Source organism: Streptomyces sp. NPDC007905 (genome assembly GCF_042959345.1).
GTDB lineage: Bacteria > Actinomycetota > Actinomycetes > Streptomycetales > Streptomycetaceae > Streptomyces.
The window spans coordinates 29876-48681 of the sequence record NZ_JBIBKS010000020.1; the positions used below are offsets into that span (position 1 = coordinate 29876).

An 18806-nucleotide genomic window follows, 5' to 3' on the forward strand; every position below is an offset into this window, starting at 1 on the left:
CCATGACGACACCTGTACTCGAAGCCCGTGACGTCACCATGCGCTTCGGCGGTCTCACCGCCGTCCGCTCCGTCGACTTCACCGTCAACAGCGGCGAGATCGTCGGCCTCATCGGCCCCAACGGCGCCGGCAAGACGACCTTCTTCAACTGCCTCACCGGCCTGTACGTCCCCACCGAGGGCACCGTCGCCTACCAGGGCAAGGTGCTGCCCCCGAAGCCGCACCTGGTGACCCAGGCGGGCATCGCCCGCACCTTCCAGAACATCCGGCTGTTCGCCAACATGACGGTCCTCGAGAACGTCCTCGTCGGCCGCCACACCCGGACCAAGGAAGGCCTGTGGTCCGCGCTGCTGCGCGGCCCCGGCTTCCGCAAGGCCGAGAAGGAGTCCGAGGCCAAGGCCATGGAACTCCTGGAGTTCGTCGGCCTCGACGCCAAGCGGGACCACCTCGCGCGCAACCTGCCCTACGGCGAGCAGCGCAAGCTGGAGATCGCCCGGGCACTGGCGAGCGAGCCGGGCCTGCTGCTGCTCGACGAGCCGACGGCCGGCATGAACCCGCAGGAGACCCGCACCACCGAGGAACTGGTCTTCGCCATCCGGGACAAGGGCATCGCCGTCCTCGTCATCGAGCACGACATGCGCTTCATCTTCAACCTCTGCGACCGCGTCGCCGTCCTCGTCCAGGGCGAGAAGCTCGTCGAAGGCACCTCCGACGTGGTCCAGGCCGACGAGCGCGTCGTCGCCGCCTACCTCGGCGAACCCTTCGAGGGCGACCCGGGCGAGGCGGAGGCCGCCGAGGTCGAGGCGGCTGAGGCCGGAGCGGCGCACGCCGAAGACACGACGGCGGACAGCACCGCCGGCACCACCAAGGGAGACACCCCGTGACCGCACTGCTGGAGGTCGAGGACCTCAGGGTCGCCTACGGCAAGATCGAAGCCGTCAAGGGCATCTCGTTCAGCGTCGAAGCCGGCCAGGTCGTCACCCTCATCGGCACCAACGGCGCCGGCAAGACCACCACCCTGCGGACGCTCTCGGGCCTGCTCAAGCCCACGTCCGGCCGGATCGTCTTCGACGGCAAGCCGCTCACCGGCGTACCCGCGCACAAGATCGTCTCCCTCGGACTCGCGCACTCCCCCGAGGGCCGGCACATCTTCCCGCGGCTCACCATCGCCGAGAACCTCCAGCTCGGCGCCTTCCTCCGCAAGGACAAGGAAGGCATCGAGAAGGACATCCAGCGCGCCTACGACCTGTTCCCCATCCTGGGCGAACGGCGCAAGCAGGCCGCGGGCACCCTCTCCGGCGGCGAGCAGCAGATGCTGGCCATGGGCCGGGCCCTGATGTCCCAGCCCAAGCTGCTCATGCTCGACGAGCCCTCCATGGGTCTCTCCCCGATCATGATGCAGAAGATCATGGCCACCATCGCCGAGCTGAAGTCCACGGGCACCACCATCCTCCTGGTCGAGCAGAACGCCCAGGCGGCGCTCTCGCTCGCCGACCAGGGACACGTGATGGAGGTCGGCAGCATCGTCCTGTCCGGCACCGGCCAGGACCTGCTGCACGACGAGTCCGTGCGCAAGGCCTACCTCGGCGAGGACTGAAGCCCGCCCGCACACACGACGAGGCCCGCGCCCCCTTCTCCGGGGCGCGGGCCTCGTCATGCCCAGGGGCCGGCTCAGTCCTTCTTCGCGGCCTTCTTCTCCTCGCTGTCCGCGATGACCGCCTCGGCGACCTGCTGCATCGACATCCGGCGGTCCATGGAGGTCTTCTGGATCCAGCGGAAGGCGGCGGGCTCGGTCAGCCCGTACTCGGTCTGCAGGACGGACTTCGCACGGTCGACCAGCTTGCGGGTCTCCAGCCGCTGGGTGAGGTCGGCGACCTCCTGCTCCAACTGCTTCAGCTCGGTGAAGCGGGAGACGGCCATCTCGATCGCCGGTACGACGTCGCTCTTGCTGAACGGCTTCACCAGGTAGGCCATGGCACCGGCGTCCCGGGCGCGCTCGACGAGGTCGCGCTGCGAGAAGGCGGTGAGCATCAGGACCGGGGCGATGGACTCCTCGGCGATCTTCTCGGCCGCGGAAATGCCGTCCAGCTTGGGCATCTTCACATCGAGGATCACCAGGTCCGGCCGGTGCTCGCGCGCCAGCTCCACAGCCTGCTCACCATCCCCGGCCTCGCCGACGACGGTGTACCCCTCCTCCTCGAGCATCTCTTTGAGGTCGAGCCGGATGAGGGCCTCGTCCTCGGCGATGACGACACGGGTCGTCAGCGGAGGCACGTGCGACTTGTCGTCGTCGGGCGCGTCTACGGGCTGGGGCGACTCGGCGGTCACGGGGGCTCCTCGTTCAGGGCAGGGGTACTGCTGACAAGAGCCTACCTAGCTACGGTATGGTGGACGCGCGGAGGGTCGGGCAAGACCTTGGATTCTGCGAGCCCCGGTAGCCCAATTGGCAGCAGGCAACGGATTCAAAACCCGTACAGTGTCGGTTCGAGTCCGACCCGGGGCACTTTTCCTTGGATTCCAAGGTCAGCGTATGGGCGGGCCCCTCTCGTGAGGGGCCCTCGGTCGTTCACTTGGGACTGTCGTCCTCGCCGATGTGGTGCACCCGGACCATGTTGGTGGATCCGGAGACTCCGGGCGGGGAGCCCGCCGTGATGACCACGACGTCACCCTTTTGGCAGCGGCCGTACTTCAGCAGCAGATCGTCCACCTGGTCGACCATCGCGTCCGTGGAACCGACGGGCGGGCCGAGGAAGGTCTCCGCGCCCCAGGTCAGGCTGAGCTGGGAGCGGGTGGCCGGCTCCGGGGTGAAGGCGAGCAGCGGAATCGGCGAGCGGTAGCGGGAGAGCCGGCGGGCCGTGTCTCCCGACTGGGTGAACGCGACCAGGAACTTCGCCCCGAGGAAGTCGCCCATCTCCGCGGCGGCCCGGGCGACCGCGCCGCCCTGGGTGCGGGGCTTGTTCCGCTCGGTCAGCGGCGGCAGGCCCTTGGCGAGGATGTCCTCCTCGGCCGCCGCGACGATCTTCGCCATGGTCCGCACGGTCTCGATCGGGTACTTGCCGACGCTGGTCTCGCCGGAGAGCATCACCGCGTCCGTGCCGTCGATGACCGCGTTGGCCACGTCCGAGGCCTCGGCGCGGGTGGGGCGGGAGCTGTCGATCATCGAGTCGAGCATCTGGGTGGCCACGATGACCGGCTTGGCGTTGCGCCTGGCGAGCTTGATGGCGCGCTTCTGCACGATCGGGACCTGTTCCAGGGGCATCTCCACGCCAAGGTCGCCGCGCGCGACCATGATGCCGTCGAAGGCGGCCACTATGTCGTCGATGTTCTCGACGGCCTGCGGTTTCTCGACCTTGGCGATGACCGGGAGGCGGCGGCCCTCCTCGTCCATGACGCGGTGGACGCCCTCGGCGTCCTTGCCGCTGCGGACGAAGGAGAGGGCGACGACGTCGAACCCGGTGCGCAGCGCCCAGCGCAGGTCGTCCTCGTCCTTCTTGGAGAGGGCGGGCACGGAGACGGCCACGCCGGGGAGGTTCAGGCCCTTGTGGTCGGAGATCACGCCGCCCTCGACCACCCGGGTGCGTACGCGGGGGCCGTCGACCGCGGTGACCTGCAGACAGACCTTGCCGTCGTCCACGAGGACGCGCTCGCCGGGGGTGACGTCGGCGGCGAGGCCGCCGTAGGTGGTGCCGCACTGGTGGCGGTCGCCCTCGACGCCCTCCTCCACAGTGATGGTGAAGGAGTCACCGCGTTCAAGGAGTACGGGGCCTTCGCCGAAGCGGCCCAGCCGGATCTTCGGACCTTGAAGGTCGGCGAGGATTCCGACGCTGCGACCGGTTTCGTCGGCCGCCTTACGCACGCGCTGGTAACGCTCCTCGTGCTCGGCGTGAGTGCCGTGGCTGAGGTTGAAACGGGCGACGTCCATTCCGGCCTCGACCAGTGCCTTGATCTGGTCGTACGAGTCCGTGGCGGGCCCCAGAGTACAGACGATCTTTGCTCGGCGCATGATTCGAGCCTAGGCCTTACCCGCCGGTAGAGAATCCGGGCCACATGACTACTCAAGAACCTTTGGGTGAAGGGCTATTGACAAGTGTTGAATTGTGCGGCGACCCGCTCCTATGAGCGAATTAACCGGACGCTTCTCGGCCCGCTCAGATCCGCGGGGGCCGCATCGTGAATTGCGCGCTGATGTGAGCACTGACGCGCAGGCGCGGAGGTTCGAGATCGAGGGGTTCGGCGGGCTGGTCCGCGGCCGCCATGGCGACCCGGCGGCCCCCGCGCTCGAAGGGGGCGCGGGTCGGGTGGGTGCGCTCGGCGCCGGTGTCGGCCAGCTCGATCAGCGCGGCGATCGAGGTGCCGAGGGCCTCGGCGTACTCCCGGGCCCGCTGGAGCGCCTCTGCCACCGCACGCCGCCGGGCCTCCGCGTACACCGGTGAGGCGGGACGCAGGGACCACCAGGGACCGTCGACCCGGGTCAGCTCCAAGTCCGCCAGACGGGTGGTGAGTTCACCGAGAACGGTGAAGTCGGTCAGCTCGGCGCCGAGGAGCACCCGGCCGTGGTAGCTGCGCACGCGCTCGCCCCGGCCACGGTCGGAGAGCTCCGGAGTGAGGGAGACGGCGCCGGTGGACACGTGCTCCACCGCCTCTCCGTACGACTTGACCAGGTCGAGGGCGGCGGCGTTGCGGCGGGTGAGGTCGTCGAGCGTGGAGCGGCGGTCGCGGCCTCGCGCGCCGACGGTGACGCTGATCCGCGCGACCTCGGGCTCGACGTCGAACTCCGCCTCGCCGCGGACCACGAGGAGGGGGGCGTCGGGGGTGCCGTACGGGGTGGTCGGCGGAGAGGTCATACCTCCCACTCTGTCACGCGCTTCCCGCTCGGGCGGCCGGCGTTCACGCAAGAGGTCACCAGATCGAAACCTCACGGGCCTGTCGCCGTCCGTCATGACCGGGTCAGAATCTACGCGCGTTGTTGACCATTCCCGGAGGAGACCGAGAGATGCCGTTGAACCGCCGGAAATTCCTGAAGAAGTCCGCCGCGACGGGGGCGGGGGTGGCGATGGCCGGTGCGGCTGCGGCTCCGGCGGCCGAGGCGGCGGAGCGCAAGGGGCCCGGGAAGCACGTGAAGCGCTACTCGCTCACCGTCATGGGCACCACCGACCTGCACGGACACGTCTTCAACTGGGACTACTTCAAGGACGCGGAGTACTCCGACAAGGCGGGCAACGCCCAGGGCCTGGCCCGTATCTCGACACTGGTCGACCAGGTACGCGCGGAGAAGGGGCGCTGCAACACGCTGCTGCTGGACGCCGGCGACACGATCCAGGGCACCCCGCTGACGTACTACTACGCCAAGGTCGACCCGATCACCGCCAAGGGCGGCCCCGTGCACCCGATGGCGCAGGCGATGAACGCGATCGGGTACGACGCGGCGGCGCTCGGCAACCACGAGTTCAACTACGGCATCGAGACCCTGCGCACGTTCGAGGACCAGCTGGACTTTCCGCTGCTCGGCGCCAACGCGGTCGACGCGAAGACCCTGAAGCCCGCCTTCCCGCCCTACTTCGTCAAGAAGTTCCACGTGCCGGGCGCGCCGCCGGTCAAGGTCGCCGTGCTCGGCCTGACCAACCCGGGCATCGCGATCTGGGACAAGGCCTATGTGCAGGGCAAGCTGGCGTTCGAGGGCCTGGAGGAGCAGGCCGCGAAGTGGGTGCCGAAGCTCAGGTCGCTCGGCGCGGACGTGGTCGTCGTCTCGGCCCATTCGGGTACGTCGGGCACGTCGTCGTACGGCGACCAGGTGCCGTACGTGGAGAACGCGGCCGCCAACGTGGCCAAGCAGGTGCCGGGCATCGACGCGATCCTGGTCGGCCACGCGCACGTGGAGATCCCTGAGCTGAAGGTCACCAACGAGCAGACCGGGAAGACGGTCGTGCTCTCGGAGCCGCTGTGTTACGCCGAACGGCTGACCCTCTTCGACATCGAGCTGGTGTTCAGCAAGGGGAAGTGGGAGGTGGAGTCGGTCTCCGCCTCGCTGCGCGACTCCAACACGGTCGCCGACGACCCGAAGATCACCATGCTGCTCAAGGACGAGCACGCGAAGGTCGTCGCGTACGTCAACCAGGTGGTGGGCCGGGCGACCGAGACCCTGACCACGGTCGAGGCCCGCTACAAGGACGCCCCGATCATCGACCTGATCACCAAGGTCCAGGAGGACGTGGTCAAGGCCGCGCTGGCGGGCACCGCCCACGCCTCGCTGCCGGTGATCGCGCAGGCCTCGCCGTTCTCCCGCACCTCCCAGATCCCGGCCGGCGACGTGACCATCCGCGACCTGTCGGGCCTGTACGTGTACGACAACACGCTGGTCGCCAAGCTGCTGACGGGCGCGCAGGTGCGGGCGTACCTGGAGTACTCGGCGGAGTACTACGTCCGGACGGCCGCCGACGCGACCGTCGACGTGGAGAAGCTGACGAACGCGGGCGGCCGTCCGGACTACAACTACGACTACGTTTCGGGTCTGTCGTACGACATCGACATCGCCCAGCCGGCCGGGTCGCGCATCAAGAACCTCACCTTCGGCGGGGCCGCGCTGGACGACGCCCAGCAGTTCGTGCTCGCGGTGAACAACTACCGCGCCAACGGCGGCGGTGCCTTCCCGCACGTCGCCTCGGCCCCGGAGCTGTGGGCTGAGTCGACGGAGATCCGCACCCGGATCGCGGAGTGGGTCACCGCGAAGGGCGTCCTGGACCCGAAGGACTTCGCGTCCGCGGACTGGAAGCTGACGCGGAACGGCACGCCGGTGTTCTAGCGGCCGGGAGCCGGGCCTCTCACCATTCTTCGACCAGCGGAGTCAGTTGCTTCCCCTCCCGGGCCTGCGGCACCCGGGAGGCGGACTCCTCGAGTCCGAAAGTGGTGAACGCCGTTCGCGTCGGCAGCGGGTACGGCTCCTTCCCGGTGAGGGAGTTGAGGATGGTGGCGCTGCGCCGGGCGGCGAGGCCGAGGTCGGGGGCGCCGACGCCGTGGGTGTGCAGTTCGGCGTTCTGGACGTAGACCGATCCGGTCACCGAGGGGTCGAGGACGAACCGGAACTCCTCGTCGATACGCGGGCGTGCGCTGCTGTCACGGCGCAGGTAGGGGTCGAGTCCGGCGAGGATGCAGTCGAGCGGACGCTCGCGGTAGCCGGTGGCGAGGACGACGGCGCCGGTGGTGAGCCGGCAGCGGCTGTCCTGCTGGAGGTGCTCCAGGTGGAGTTCGACCTTGGTGGTGGCGATGCGGCCGGCGGTGCGGACGCGGACACCGGGGGTGAGGACGGCGTCGGGCCAGCCGCCGTCAACGGTGCGCCGGTACAGCTCGTCGTGGATGGCGGCGAGGGTGCCCGCGTCGATGCCCTTGTGCAGCTGCCACTGGGCGGCGACCAGCCGGTCGCGTACGGGCTCGGCGAGCGCGTGGAAGTAGCGGGCGTAGTCGGGCGTGAAGTGCTCCAGGCCGAGTTTGGAGTACTCCATCGGCGCGAACGCCTCGGTACGGCCGATCCAGTGCAGCTTCTCGCGGCCGGGGGGACGGTGGCGCAGCAGGTCGAGGAAGACCTCGGCGCCGGACTGCCCGGAGCCGACGACGGTGACGTGTTCCGCGGCGAGTACGGCGGCGCGGTGGTCGAGGTAGTCCGCGGCGTGGACGACCGGGACGCCGGGCGCCTCGACCAGGGGCTTGAGGGGCTCGGGCACGTAGGGGACGGTGCCGACGCCGAGGACGATGTTGCGGGTGTAGGTGCGGCCGAGCGCCTCGGCCTCGCCCTCCGCGTCGAGCTGGGTGAAGTCGACCTCGAAGACATCGCGTTCCGGGTTCCAGCGGACGGCGTCGACCTGGTGGCGGAAGCGCAGCCCGGGGAGGTGCTGCGAGACCCAGCGGCAGTAGGCGTCGTACTCGGCGCGCTGGATGTGGAAGCGCTCGCCGAAGTAGAAGGGAAAGAGCCGCTCACGGGCCCTGAGGTAGTTGAGGAAGCTCCAGGGGCTGGTGGGGTCGACGAGGGTCACCAGGTCCGCGAGGAAGGGCACCTGGATGGTGGCGCCCTCGATGAGGAGGCCGGGGTGCCAGTCGAAGCCGGGGCGCTGTTCGTAGAAGACGGCGTCGAGTTCGGCGAGCGGGTGGGCGAGTGCGGCGAGGGAGAGGTTGCACGGTCCGATGCCGATGCCGACCAGGTCGCGGGGGGACTCGGGCTCATGGCGTGGGGGGATGGTCATCTGGGGGTCGTTCCTTCGACGAGCTTGAGGAGCTGGGCCAGTTCGTCCGGCCGGATGTGGGGGTTGAGGAGGGTGGCCTTGAGCCAGAGCCGGCCGTCGAGGCGGGCCCGGCCGAGGACGGCCCGGCCCTCGTGCAGCAGCCCGCGGCGTACGGCGGCCACGGCGTCGTCGTCCGCGTCGGCGGGACGGAACAGGACCGTGCTGATGACGGGCCGGTCGTACAGTTCGAAGCCGGGGTGGCCCTGGACGAGCGCCGCGAACTCCCCCGCGTGGGCGCACACCTGGTCGACCAGGGCGCCCAGTCCGCCGCGGCCCAGGGTCTTCAGGGTGACGGCGATCTTGAGGATGTCCGGGCGGCGGGTGGTGCGCAGGGAGCGGCCGAGCAGATCGGGGAGTCCGGCCTCGGTGTCGTCGTCGGCGTTCAGGTAGTCGACGCGCTGGTGGAGGACGGCCAGTTCGCGGGGCCGGGCCACGGCGAGCAGGCCGGCGGCGGCCGGCTGCCAGCCGAGCTTGTGCAGGTCGAGGGTGACGGTGTGAGCGGCTTGAAGTCCCGTGAGCTTCTCCCGGTGCCGGTCGCTGAAGGCGAGGCCCGAGCCGTAGGCGGCGTCGATGTGCAGGCGGACGCCATGGGCGGTGCACAGGCCGGCGATCTCGGGCAGCGGGTCGATGAGCCCGGCGTCGGTGGTGCCGGCGGTGGCGGCGACCAGCAGTGGCCCGGAGAGCGCGGTGAGGGCCGCGTCGAGGGCGGCCGGGTCGAGGGTGCCGCCCGGGGCCGGGACGACGACCGGGTCGGGCAGGCCGAGCAGCCAGGCGGCCCGGGGCAGGGAGTGGTGGGCGTTGGCCCCGCAGACCAGCCGGACGCTGCCGCCGTGGGCCTCGCGGGCGAGCAGCAGGGCGAGTTGGTTGGACTCGGTGCCACCGGTGGTGACCAGAGCGTCGGCGAGGCCGATCTCGTGGGCGAGGGCGCGGGTGACCTCGGCCTCCAGCGCGGAGGCGGCCGGGGCCTGGTCCCAGGAGTCCAGGGACGGGTTGAGGGCGCTCGCGGCGAGGTCGGCGGCGGTGGCGACGGCGAGCGGCGGGCAGTGCAGATGGGCCGCGCACAGCGGGTCGGCCGGGTCGGCGGCGCCCTCGGCCAGCGCCTGCACGAGGGAGCGCAGGGCGTCGGGGTCGCCCTCGTCCGGCAGGACGTCCCCGACGGCGTCGGCGACCCGCGCGGCCACGGCCTCGGGCCCTCCGGCCGGCAGCGGTCCGCCGCGGGCCCGGCCGCCGCTCGCGAGAGCGTCGAGGACGGTGTCCAGGAGTGGTCCCAGGGCTCCGGGGCCGTCGGGTCCTGAGGCGAGGGGCGGCATGCTCATGGGCTCTCCTCCGGGGCGCGGGGGCAGGGGGGCGACCGTGGGGGCTTCCGGCTGGTTCGGGGGGTGCGGTAGGCGAACCGCGGGGGTTTCTGTGCGAGGTGCACGAGGACTGCGGTACGACGGGTTCTGTACGGGGAATTCCAGCTTGTACCGGAAGCAGACCGCACGTCCGGAAAGCCCAACGATCGGAACCCGAAAGTGGGTACTGCCGTGCGGGGAAGACACGTGGGAACGTTGGAACGGGCGGTGGCCCGCGGCTAACGTCGGTCGGATGGTTGACGCGTGGATGATCGACGTGCCCGGTGAGCGGGTGGTGGTGCGTGAGCCCGGTCCCGCGGACGAGGTGCCGCTGCTGACCCTGTTCGAGGAGTGCGAGGACTGGTTCGTGGCGGCGACGGGGCTGCCGTCGGGGCCGGGTGATGTGCAGAGTCTGTTCTACTCGCTGCCGGAGGGCGCGAGCCTCGAGGACAAGGTGCTCCTGGTGCTGGAGCGGGACGGTGTGGTCGCGGGCCTGGTGGATGCCGTCCGGGACCATCCGGAGCCGGGCGCGGTGGCGGTGGGCCTGTACCTGCTGGCGCCCTGGGCACGGGGTCGTGGCCTCGGCCGTGCGCTGGCCGAGGCCCTGCTGACCCGGGCCGGGCAGGTGTCCCTGGTCACGGCGACGGTACCGGCCGGCTGGCGCTCCGGTGAGCGCTTCCTGGAGCGGCTCGGTTTCACCCTGCACGCCCCTGCCCCCACCCCTTCCCAGGTGGGCAACCGGCGCGCGGGACCACGCGAAGGGGGCGTACGGCGGGCCGAGTTGCGTCCGCGGAACCGTCAGGGCTCTGCCGGGAACCTCGGCCGGGGGGTCGGCCCGCCGTGAGCGGCGTCGGGTCCCTGGACCTACTCCCCCCGCACCCGCAACGCCCGGGCCAGGTCGTCCAGTTCGTCGGCCAGCTTGCGGCGCAGGGCGATGTTGGGGTCGGCCTCGCGCAGGCAGGCCTCGCCGAGGGCGAGGTTCTCGGCGTCGACGGCGTGGTGCGGGAAGGCCCAGCGGCCGGCGGCGACCGCGATGGCGGGGCCCCGTCGGGCGGCCACCGCGACCGCGTCCTGGTAGTAGCGCGGGACGTACTCCCGGACCAGCTCGGCCTGCTCGGGCTGCCAGAAACCCCGCGCGGTGGCCGTGAACAGGTAGTTGGAGAGGTCGTCCGTGGCGAACATCGCGTCCCAGGCGGCGCGCTTGGCCTCGGGGTCGGGCAGGGCGGCACGGCAGGTGGCCGCCCCCTCCTGACCGGTGGCGGACGGGTCGCGCTCCAGCTCGGCGGAGATGGCGTCCGCGTCGGTGGCGCCGAGCACGGCGAGCCGGCCGAGGATGCGCCAGCGCAGCTCGGGGTCGAGTTCCGGCCCGCCGGGCACCGTGCCGTCGGAGAGCCAGGCGGCGATGGTCTCGGGGTGGGCGGCGACGTCGATGAAGTGCCGTACGGCGACCAGGCGCAGGCCGGGGTTGTCGCCGTCCTCGGTGCGGCGCAGCAGGTCGCGGCAGAGGGAGCCGAGGGTGGCGAGGGCGGCCGGGCGGTCCTCGGGCTTCAGGTAGCGGTCGGCGACCTGGGCGGAGGCGAAGGCGAGGACGCCCTGGACCAGGGCCAGGTCGGTCTCCAGGGGAAGGTGGGCGCGGGCCGTCTCCAGGTACGCGGTGGGCGGGAGTTCGCCGTCGCGGACGGCGTCCCTGAGCGCGTTCCACACCACCGCGCGGGTGAGCGGCTCGGGCAGTCCGGACAGGTCCGTGCGGACCGCCTCGAAGGACTCGGCGTCGAAGCGGACCTTGGCGTAGGTCAGGTCGCCGTCGTTGAGCAGGAGCAGGGCGGGACGCTTGCCGATCGGCTGCGGGGCGGTCTGCGGGACGTCGAGGCCGACGCGTTCGCGCAGGGTGAGGCGGCCCTCGTCGGTGAGGTCGCGGTCGTACAGGCCGACGGTGACGCGGTGCGGGCGGCTGCCCGCGCGGTCGACGGTCAGGGCGCAGGTCCCCTCGGCGGACTCGATGGCCGGGGTGAGGGTGTCGACACCGGTGGTGCGCAGCCAGGCGTCGGCCCAGGCGTGCACGTCGCGCTCGGTGGCCGCGGCGAGGGAGTCGATGAAGTCGGCGAGGGTGGCGTTGGCGAACCGGTGCCGCTTGAAGTGGATGTTGATGCCGGCGAGGAAGTCCTTCTCACCGAGCCAGGCCACCAGCTGGCGCAGCGCGGAGGCGCCCTTGGCATAGGAGATGCCGTCGAAGTTGAGCAGGGCGGCGGCGGTGTCGTCGACGGCGTCGGGGGCGACCGGGTGGGTGGAGGGGCGCTGGTCGGCGTCGTAGCCCCAGGCCTTGCGGGCGACTCCGAAGTCGGTCCAGGTGTCGGTGAAGCGGGTGGCCTCCGCGGTGGTCTGGTAGCCCATGTACTCGGCGAAGGACTCGTTCAGCCAGATGTCGTCCCACCACTTGAGGGTGACGAGGTCGCCGAACCACATGTGGGCCATCTCGTGCGCGATGACCATGGCGCGAGTCTGCCGCTCGGTGTCGGTGACGGCGGAGCGGTAGACGAACTCGTCGCGGAAGGTGACCAGGCCCGGGTTCTCCATGGCGCCGGCGTTGAACTCGGGGACGAACGCCTGGTCGTAGGAGTCGAAGGGGTAGGGCTCCTCGAACTTCTCGTGGTAGCGGTCGAAGCACGCGCGCGTGACCTCGAAGAGCTCGTCGGCGTCGGCGTCGAGGTGGAGCGCGAGGGAGCGGCGGCAGTGGAGGCCGAAGGGCAGGCCGCGGTGCTCGGTGCGCACCGAGTGCCAGGGGCCCGCGGCGACGGCGACGAGGTAGGTGGAGATCAGCGGGGTCGGGGCGGCCCGCCAGCGGCCCCCGCCGAGGTGCTCGGTGATGCCGTTGGCGAGGACGGTCCAGCCCGCGGGCGCGGTGACGGTGAGCTCGAAGACGGCCTTCAGGTCGGGCTGGTCGAAGGCGGGGAAGACGCGCTGGATGTCGTCCAGGAACAGCTGCGTGTAGACGTACGTCTCGCCGTCGGTGGGGTCGGTGAAGCGGTGCATGCCCTCACCGGTGCGGGAGTAGCGCATGGCCGCGTCGACCCGCAGTTCGTGCTCGCCGGCGGTGAGGTTCCGCAGCGGCAGCCGGTCCTCGTGCAGGGACTCGGGGTCGAGGGGCTGTCCGTCGAGGGTGACGGCGCGCAGCTCGGCCGGCTTCAGCTCCACGAACGTGTCCCCGGCGGACCGCGCGGTGAACGTGATCACGGTGCGGGAGTCGAAGGTCTCGTCCCCCGTGGTCAGGTCGAGCTCGACCGTGTAGCGGTGGACGTCGAGGAACTGTGCTCGGAGCTGCGCTTCGTCGCGCGTGATGACGGACATGCAGCCATGCTGCCTGATGGAACTGACAGCGCACAGGGGCGGATCGTTACACGCCCTTTGTCCGGGTCCGGCGCCCCGGCCGGTCAGTCGGCCGCCGCGGGCTGCCCGTTGGCGGTGTCCTCGGCGATGGACTCGTGGTGCCGGATCACCTCGGCGATGATGAAGGTCAGGAACTTCTCGGCGAACGCCGGATCGAGCTTGGCGTTCTCGGCGAGGCGGCGCAGCCGCTCGATCTGGCGTGCCTCGCGCGCCGGGTCGGCGGGCGGCAGCTGGTGTACGGCCTTGAGCCGGCCGACCTGCTGGGTGCACTTGAAGCGCTCGGCGAGCATGTGGACGACGGCCGCGTCGATGTTGTCGATGCTCTCGCGCAGCCGCTCCAGTTCCTGGCGGACCGCGGGGTCGACGTCACCGGTACCGGTGTTGCTGGTGGTCATGGGCGTCAACCTTAAGGGGCCCGGCACCCTGCGATCTCCGGACGATCAGCATGCGGTCAGTCGCCGATCGTCGGAGGATCGTCCGGGTCCGGGATCCGGTCGCTCCAGCCGCCGGGGACGCTGCGGCCCTGCTGGGCGCGGAAGCGGACGGGGCGGTGCCGACCCGGCGGGTGAACAGTCGGGAGAAGGAGGCCGGGTCGTCGTAGCCGGCGCGCCGGGCGACGGCGGCGACGGGTGCGCTGTCCGCGGAGGGCGCCCCGGGACTGTACCGGGGCACCGTCACGGTCCGCGGGGCCGGGGACGCGCGGCTCGAACTGCCGGGCTGGACCCGGGGCTTCGTCTGGGGCAACGGCTTCGGCCTGGGGCGCTACCGGTCCGTGGGACCGCAGCGGTCCCTGTACGTTCCCGGTCCGGTGCTGCGGGAGGGCGGGAACGAGGTGTGGGTGCTGGAGTCGCAGGGGGCGGGGCCGGGGCCGTGCGCGCCTCGTCTGCTGCCGGTCTGAGCCCGGCCTCCGGCGGTCGCCACAGGGCGGCCGTCACTGGGGCGATGTCGAAACCCGACCGGCGAAATCCGCTCACACCCGCCTAGAGTGGAAGGGAGTTCCGGGCGTCTTTGGGGGTCGGACGTGGCGAACGGCGGACCGGTCGAGCACGGCTACCCGCACCTGGAGACGGTGCGGGCCGCCATCACCGCACTGTACAAGCGGCTGTCGTACGGCACCGTCCAGACCTTCTCGGCCAGCGTGGCCCCCGCCGACGTGGCCTTCTGCGACACGGACGACCTGCATCTGGGCGCGCAGCGCGTGGCCCGCGAGATCGTCCGGCACTTCCGGCTGCCGGAGGCCCGGCTGATCGTCGGCTTCCGGGAGATGACCCATGCGGCCAACGTCGAACTGGCGGCGGGCCCCGAGTACTTCGTCGAGCTGAACGACCGCTTCCGCACCCACCGCAGGGACATCGGCGCGGCGCTCGCCCACGAGGTCACCCACGTCTACCTGCACCGCCTCGACCTCGACTTCCCCACCACGGCGGAGAACGAGATCCTGACGGACACGGTGGCGACCTACCTGGGCGCGGGCTGGCTGCTGCTCGACGCCTACCGCGAGGACGAGGTCTCCTCCCAGAAGCTCGGCTACCTCACCCCGGAGGAGTTCGGTTACGTCCTCGCCAAACGGTCCCTGCTCTTCCACGAGGATCCCTCCGTGTGGTTCACCAGCCCGCAGGCGTACACGGCGTACACCAACGGCCTGGACCGGGCCCGGCGGGACGAGCAGCAGCCGCCGCTGACCGGGGCCGGCTGGGCGGGCCGCCGTCGCTACGCCCACGATCGCCGCCATGCCTCCGGCGTTCCGCCGACGGCGCCCTACGCCTTCACCCCCGACCCCGCCGGCCGCCTCCGCGTCTCCTTCCCCTGCCCCACCTGCCACCAGCGGATCCGGGTGCCGGTACGAGGACGGGTCCGGGCGAGGTGCGGGTTGTGCCGGACGGTGCTGGAGTGCGACACCTAGGGTTCGCCCACCCGTCGGCCCGCCCAGCCGACGCGCTCCGCCGAGAAGCGGGGCTCCGGTTGCGTCTTTGCATCGGGGCGTCCCCGCCAGAGGACGCCGCCCCCTGGCGGGCCCGGTGCGGCTCAGTCCGAGTTCTCGGCCACCGCCCGCCCAGGCAGCGCGGCACACAGCACCCCGCACACCACGAACGCCGCCACCACCCACGGCATCGAGACGGTGAGCGCCCCGGTGAGGCCCTTTCCCACGTGCCCGAAGAACACCGTGCCGACCACGGCCGCCCCCAGCGCTCCCCCGAACTGCTGAGCCGTGGAGAAGATCCCCGACGCCCCACCCGCCAGCTCACCCGGCACGGCCGACAGCACCACGTTCACCAGCGGCACCACCAGGAACCCGAGCCCCGCCCCGGCGACCAGCAGCCCCGGCGCCAGCGGCCACGCCCCGGTGTGCACGGCGGACGCGCCGTCGACCACCGTCCACACCCAGCCGAAGCCGCCCGCCATCATCAGCGCCCCGGCGCCGAGCACGATCCGCCCGTACTTCACGGCAAGCCCGTCCGCAGCGGGCGCGGTCAGGAAGCCGCCCACCGAGAAGGCCGCGGTCACCAGCCCGGCCTGCATCGGCGTGTACCGCTCCCCGCCCTGCAGCCAGAAGGCGAAGACGAGGAAGAAGCCTTGCATTCCGAGCGAGAACAGCAGCTGGACCACCACGCCCACGGAGAACGCCGGGAGCCCGAAGGCGTGCGTCGGCAGCAGCGGCACCGTGCCGGGCCGGTGCCGCCGGGCCTCGTACAGTCCGAGCCCGACGACCGCGGCCACCCCGGTGGCGAGGCAGAGCCAGCCCCACAGCGGCCAGCCGTTGTCGCGGCCCTGCACCAGCGGCAGCACGATCGCGCCCAGTCCCCCGGCCAGCAGCAGACTGCCCAGCACGTCCGGGCGCCCCGCCGAGCGCGCACGGGTGGCCGGTACCAGCAGCAGCCCGCCCAGGAAGGTCGCCACGGCGACCGGCACGTTCACCAGGAACACCGACCGCCAGCCCCAGCCGAACAGGTCGGCGTCGGTGAGCACCCCGCCGAGCAGCAGCCCCACCGCCGAGGCGAACCCGGCGACGGCGCCGTACATCCCGAAGGCGGCCCCCCGCTCCTTGCCCTGGAACAGGGTGCGGAACGAGCCCAGCACCTGCGGCACCAGCACCGCCGCCAGCACGCCCTGCACCGCCCGCGCGGCGATCAGCTGCCCAGGGGACTGGGCGATCCCGCAGGCCAGGCTCGCCAGTCCGAAGCCGACCGTACCGGCGAGGAAGAGGGGGCGGCGGCCGAAGCGGTCGCCGAGGTGACCGGAGACGATCAGTGCTGCGGCGAAGCCGAGCAGGTAGGCGGAGACCGTCCACTGCAGGTCGCTCGGCGAGGCGTGCAGCTCGCGGCCGATGGACGGGACCGCCACGTTGACGATGGTGCCGTCGAGCAGGTCCATCAGCGCCGCGATCATCATCACGACGGCGGCGGCCCAGCGGCGCGGGTACGGCTCAGCGGTGGTGGGTGGGTGTGCGGTGAGGGTCGTGGACACGGAAGTCTCCCCTGGCTCGGATTTATTTCGTTCGGCCTAACGAAAGAGTTGAACCGACGCGAACCCGAGGGCAAGTCCTTAGTTCGACCAAACGAAAGATTTGCTAGCCTGAGGTCATGGCCGAGGGACACGACAAGCGCGCCGAGACGTTGCAGCAGCTCATGGACGTGGGGCGCAACCACAGTGCCGTGACGGTCATGTTCCACTCGGCGGTCGCCGCCAAGCAGGGGCTCAACGCCACGGAGGAGAAGACCCTCGACTACCTTCAGCGGCAGGGTCCGCTGACCGCCAAGGACCTGGCCGAACTGACCGGACTCGCCCCGGCCTCCGTCACCGGCCTACTCGACCGCCTGGAGGGCAAGGGCTTTGTGCGCAGGGTCAAGCACCCGACGGACAAGCGCCGGGTCCTCGTCGAGCTGAACCAGGAGAAGATCGCCGAGCTGGCCGTGTTCTTCGAGGACTGGGCACGCGACGTCGTCGAGGCCTGCGAGGAGTTCAGCACGGAGGAGCTGAGGACGGTGATCCGGTTCCTGTCCGTCATGAGCGAGCGGCAGCGCGCGGCCGCCGCCCGGCTGACCGGCTGACCTCTTCTACTTCTAGGACCTGTCGTCCCGGGACCCGTACACCGCCCCCGGCACCTCCGCCTGCGCCAGCAGCTTCAGCACGGTGTCACCCGCCTCGGCCGGGGTGCGGCGCGCCCCCTTGTCGGCCGTGGGACCCGGGCGCCAGCCCTCCATGACGGTGATCCGGCCGCCTTCCGCCTCGAACACCCGGCCGGTCACGCCGGTGCTCGCGGCCGAGCCGAGCCAGACGACCAGCGGGGAGACGTTCTCGGGGGCCATGGCGTCGAAGCCGGCGGCCGGGGCCGCCATGGTCTCGGCGAAGGTGCGTTCCGTCATGCGGGTGCGGGCGGCCGGGGCGATGGCGTTGACCTGGACGCCGTAGCGGGCCAGTTCCGCCGCCGCGACGAGGGTCAGTCCGATGATCCCGGCCTTGGCGGCGCTGTAGTTCCCCTGCCCCACCGAGCCCAGCAGGCCCGCCCCGCTGCTTGTGTTGACGATCCGGGCCACCGGCGTGCGCCCCGCCCTGGCCTCGGCCCGCCAGTGCGCGGCGGCGTGTTTGAGGGGCAGGAAGTGGCCCTTGAGGTGGACGCGGAGCACGGCGTCCCAGTCGTCCTCGTCGAGGTTGACGAGCATGCGGTCGCGCAGGAAGCCTGCGTTGTTGACGAGGGTGTCGAGCCGGCCGTACGTCTCGACCGCGGCCTGGATCAGGGAGGCGGCGCCCTCGGTCGTCGCGATGTCGCCGCCGTGCGCGACCGCCTCGCCGCCCGCCTTCCGGATCTCCGCGACGACCGCCGCCGCCGGGCTGTCGGGTCCGGGCGCCCCGTCCGGTCCGACGCCCAGGTCGTTGACGACGACCTGGGCACCCCCGGCGGCGAAGGCGAGGGCGTGGGCGCGGCCCAGCCCCCGCCCGGCGCCGGTGATGACGACGACTCGCCCTGCGCAGATTCCGCTCATTCCGGGCCTCCTTGTCGACGGTCTTCCTTGTTGGCGGTCGCGGCGTCCAGGAAGGCGGGCCGCTCCCCTCCGCCGTGCACCAGCAGGCTCGCCCCGCTGATGTAGGCGGCCGCGTCGGAGGCCAGGAAGACGGCGGCCCCGCCGACGTCGTCCGGGGTGGCCAGCCGCCCGAGCGGGACGGTGCGGGCGACCGCGGCGATGCCGGCCGGGCCGCCGTAGTGCAGAGGGGATTGCTCGGTGCGGACCATGCCGACGACCAGCGTGTTGACCCGGACCTCCGGCGCCCACTCCACGGCCATCGAAGCGGCCAGGTTCTCCAGCCCCGCCTTGGCCGCGCCGTAGGCCGCCGAGCCGGGTGAAGGGCGCCCGCCGCTCACGCTGCCGACCATGACGACCGAGCCCCGGGTTTGCCGGAGCTGCTCGTACGCGGCGAGGGAGGCGGTCAGCGGGGTGACCAGGTTCAGCTCGATGACCCGGGCGTGCCGCTCGGCGTCCGTGTCCGTCAGTCGCCGGTACGGGGTGCCGCCCGCGTTGTTGACGAGCACGTCGAGCCGGGGCAGCGCGGCGAAGAAGGCGCGCACGGCGGGCGGATCGCGCAGGTCGAGGGGAGCGAACTCGACAGCGTCGAGAGGCCGTTCGGGGGGACGCCGGGCGCAGGCCACCACCCGGGCGCCGGACCGGGCGAAGGCGCGCGCGATGCCCGCGCCGACACCCCGGGTGCCGCCGGTGACGACGACGGTTCTGCCGCGCAGCGGGCTGCCCACAGGTCCTGTTGCGGGGTGTCCGGAGTTTTCCACAGGCCCTCCCGCTCGTCTGCGCCGACTGCTAGCTTCAAA

Annotated in this window: 16 protein-coding genes, 1 tRNA gene and 2 pseudogenes; 8 read left to right on the forward strand and 11 right to left on the reverse strand. The window is 71.6% G+C overall.

Annotation, left to right across the window (positions count from 1 at the left end; translation table 11 throughout):
• The first annotated feature begins 2 nt into the window (after nt 1-2).
• Nucleotides 3-884, forward strand: a complete 882-nt coding sequence (locus ACFZDC_RS30570) for an ATP-binding cassette domain-containing protein (RefSeq protein WP_391329018.1) — start codon at nt 3-5, stop codon at nt 882-884.
• Complete coding sequence (locus ACFZDC_RS30575; RefSeq protein ID WP_365254354.1) at nt 881-1597, forward strand: ABC transporter ATP-binding protein; 717 nt, start codon at nt 881-883, stop codon at nt 1595-1597. The genes ACFZDC_RS30570 and ACFZDC_RS30575 overlap by 4 nt, the downstream gene beginning before the upstream one ends.
• Nucleotides 1598-1671: 74 nt before the next feature.
• Here the strand turns inward: ACFZDC_RS30575 and ACFZDC_RS30580 are convergent, their stop codons facing one another.
• Nucleotides 1672-2328: a response regulator gene (locus tag ACFZDC_RS30580; protein WP_391329019.1), complete on the reverse strand. Its 657-nt coding sequence runs from the start codon at nt 2326-2328 to the stop codon at nt 1672-1674.
• A gap of 100 nt (nt 2329-2428) precedes the next feature.
• Between ACFZDC_RS30580 and ACFZDC_RS30585 the strand changes: the two genes are divergently transcribed.
• Nucleotides 2429-2503, forward strand: a tRNA-Leu gene (locus ACFZDC_RS30585).
• A gap of 63 nt (nt 2504-2566) precedes the next feature.
• Here the strand turns inward: ACFZDC_RS30585 and pyk are convergent.
• The gene (gene pyk / locus ACFZDC_RS30590; protein ID WP_391329020.1) at nt 2567-4003 is read right to left on the reverse strand and encodes a pyruvate kinase; all 1437 of its coding nucleotides are present in this window, start codon (nt 4001-4003) and stop codon (nt 2567-2569) included.
• Between the two features lie 145 nt (nt 4004-4148).
• Nucleotides 4149-4844, reverse strand: coding sequence for an SIMPL domain-containing protein (locus ACFZDC_RS30595; RefSeq protein WP_391329021.1), 696 nt, complete (start codon nt 4842-4844; stop codon nt 4149-4151).
• 149 nt (nt 4845-4993) lie between these two features.
• Here ACFZDC_RS30595 and ACFZDC_RS30600 point away from each other — a divergent pair, with 149 nt between their 5' ends.
• A complete protein-coding gene (locus tag ACFZDC_RS30600) occupies nt 4994-6799 on the forward strand; it encodes a 5'-nucleotidase C-terminal domain-containing protein (RefSeq protein ID WP_391329022.1) in 1806 nt (601 codons plus the stop codon).
• Between the two features lie 19 nt (nt 6800-6818).
• Here the strand turns inward: ACFZDC_RS30600 and ACFZDC_RS30605 are convergent, their stop codons facing one another.
• Together ACFZDC_RS30605 and ACFZDC_RS30610 are read right to left on the reverse strand one after the other, a co-directional pair.
• Complete coding sequence (locus ACFZDC_RS30605) at nt 6819-8231, reverse strand: SidA/IucD/PvdA family monooxygenase (RefSeq protein WP_391329023.1); 1413 nt, start codon at nt 8229-8231, stop codon at nt 6819-6821.
• Complete coding sequence (locus ACFZDC_RS30610) at nt 8228-9586, reverse strand: aminotransferase class V-fold PLP-dependent enzyme (RefSeq protein ID WP_391329024.1); 1359 nt, start codon at nt 9584-9586, stop codon at nt 8228-8230. Before ACFZDC_RS30610 ends, ACFZDC_RS30605 begins: the two co-directional genes overlap by 4 nt.
• Before the next feature lie 271 nt (nt 9587-9857).
• On the opposite strand from ACFZDC_RS30610, the gene ACFZDC_RS30615 reads away from it, so the two are divergent.
• Nucleotides 9858-10448, forward strand: coding sequence for a GNAT family N-acetyltransferase (locus ACFZDC_RS30615; protein WP_391329025.1), 591 nt, complete (start codon nt 9858-9860; stop codon nt 10446-10448).
• Between the two features lie 20 nt (nt 10449-10468).
• Here ACFZDC_RS30615 and pepN read toward each other — a convergent pair whose 3' ends face one another.
• From pepN to ACFZDC_RS30630, 3 genes and pseudogenes are all read right to left on the reverse strand, one after another.
• Nucleotides 10469-12949: an aminopeptidase N gene (pepN, locus tag ACFZDC_RS30620; RefSeq protein ID WP_391329026.1), complete on the reverse strand. Its 2481-nt coding sequence runs from the start codon at nt 12947-12949 to the stop codon at nt 10469-10471.
• An 83-nt stretch (nt 12950-13032) separates the two neighbouring features.
• The gene (locus tag ACFZDC_RS30625; RefSeq protein ID WP_391329027.1) at nt 13033-13383 is read right to left on the reverse strand and encodes a chorismate mutase; all 351 of its coding nucleotides are present in this window, start codon (nt 13381-13383) and stop codon (nt 13033-13035) included.
• A gap of 56 nt (nt 13384-13439) precedes the next feature.
• A pseudogene (locus ACFZDC_RS30630) lies at nt 13440-13633 on the reverse strand (AraC family transcriptional regulator); the annotation flags it as partial.
• Between ACFZDC_RS30630 and ACFZDC_RS30635 the strand changes: the two are divergent.
• A pseudogene (locus tag ACFZDC_RS30635) lies at nt 13632-13886 on the forward strand (beta-galactosidase); the annotation flags it as partial. The pseudogenes ACFZDC_RS30630 and ACFZDC_RS30635 sit on opposite strands and share 2 nt — an antisense overlap.
• Before the next feature lie 123 nt (nt 13887-14009).
• Entirely contained in the window at nt 14010-14891 is an 882-nt protein-coding gene (locus tag ACFZDC_RS30640; RefSeq protein ID WP_391329028.1) for a hypothetical protein, read from the forward strand.
• 122 nt (nt 14892-15013) lie between these two features.
• Here ACFZDC_RS30640 and ACFZDC_RS30645 read toward each other — a convergent pair whose 3' ends face one another.
• Nucleotides 15014-16453, reverse strand: a complete 1440-nt coding sequence (locus ACFZDC_RS30645; protein WP_391329029.1) for an MFS transporter — start codon at nt 16451-16453, stop codon at nt 15014-15016.
• Nucleotides 16454-16569: 116 nt separating this feature from the next.
• On the opposite strand from ACFZDC_RS30645, the gene ACFZDC_RS30650 reads away from it, so the two are divergent.
• Nucleotides 16570-17037 carry a MarR family transcriptional regulator gene (locus ACFZDC_RS30650; protein ID WP_391329030.1) on the forward strand — a complete coding sequence of 156 codons (468 nt, stop codon included), beginning with the start codon at nt 16570-16572 and terminating at the stop codon, nt 17035-17037.
• A 12-nt stretch (nt 17038-17049) separates the two neighbouring features.
• On the opposite strand, the gene ACFZDC_RS30655 is transcribed toward ACFZDC_RS30650, so the two are convergent.
• Entirely contained in the window at nt 17050-17970 is a 921-nt protein-coding gene (locus tag ACFZDC_RS30655; protein ID WP_391329031.1) for an SDR family oxidoreductase, read from the reverse strand.
• Nucleotides 17967-18734: an SDR family oxidoreductase gene (locus ACFZDC_RS30660; protein WP_391329032.1), complete on the reverse strand. Its 768-nt coding sequence runs from the start codon at nt 18732-18734 to the stop codon at nt 17967-17969. Before ACFZDC_RS30660 ends, ACFZDC_RS30655 begins: the two co-directional genes overlap by 4 nt.
• Nucleotides 18735-18806: the final 72 nt, after the last annotated feature.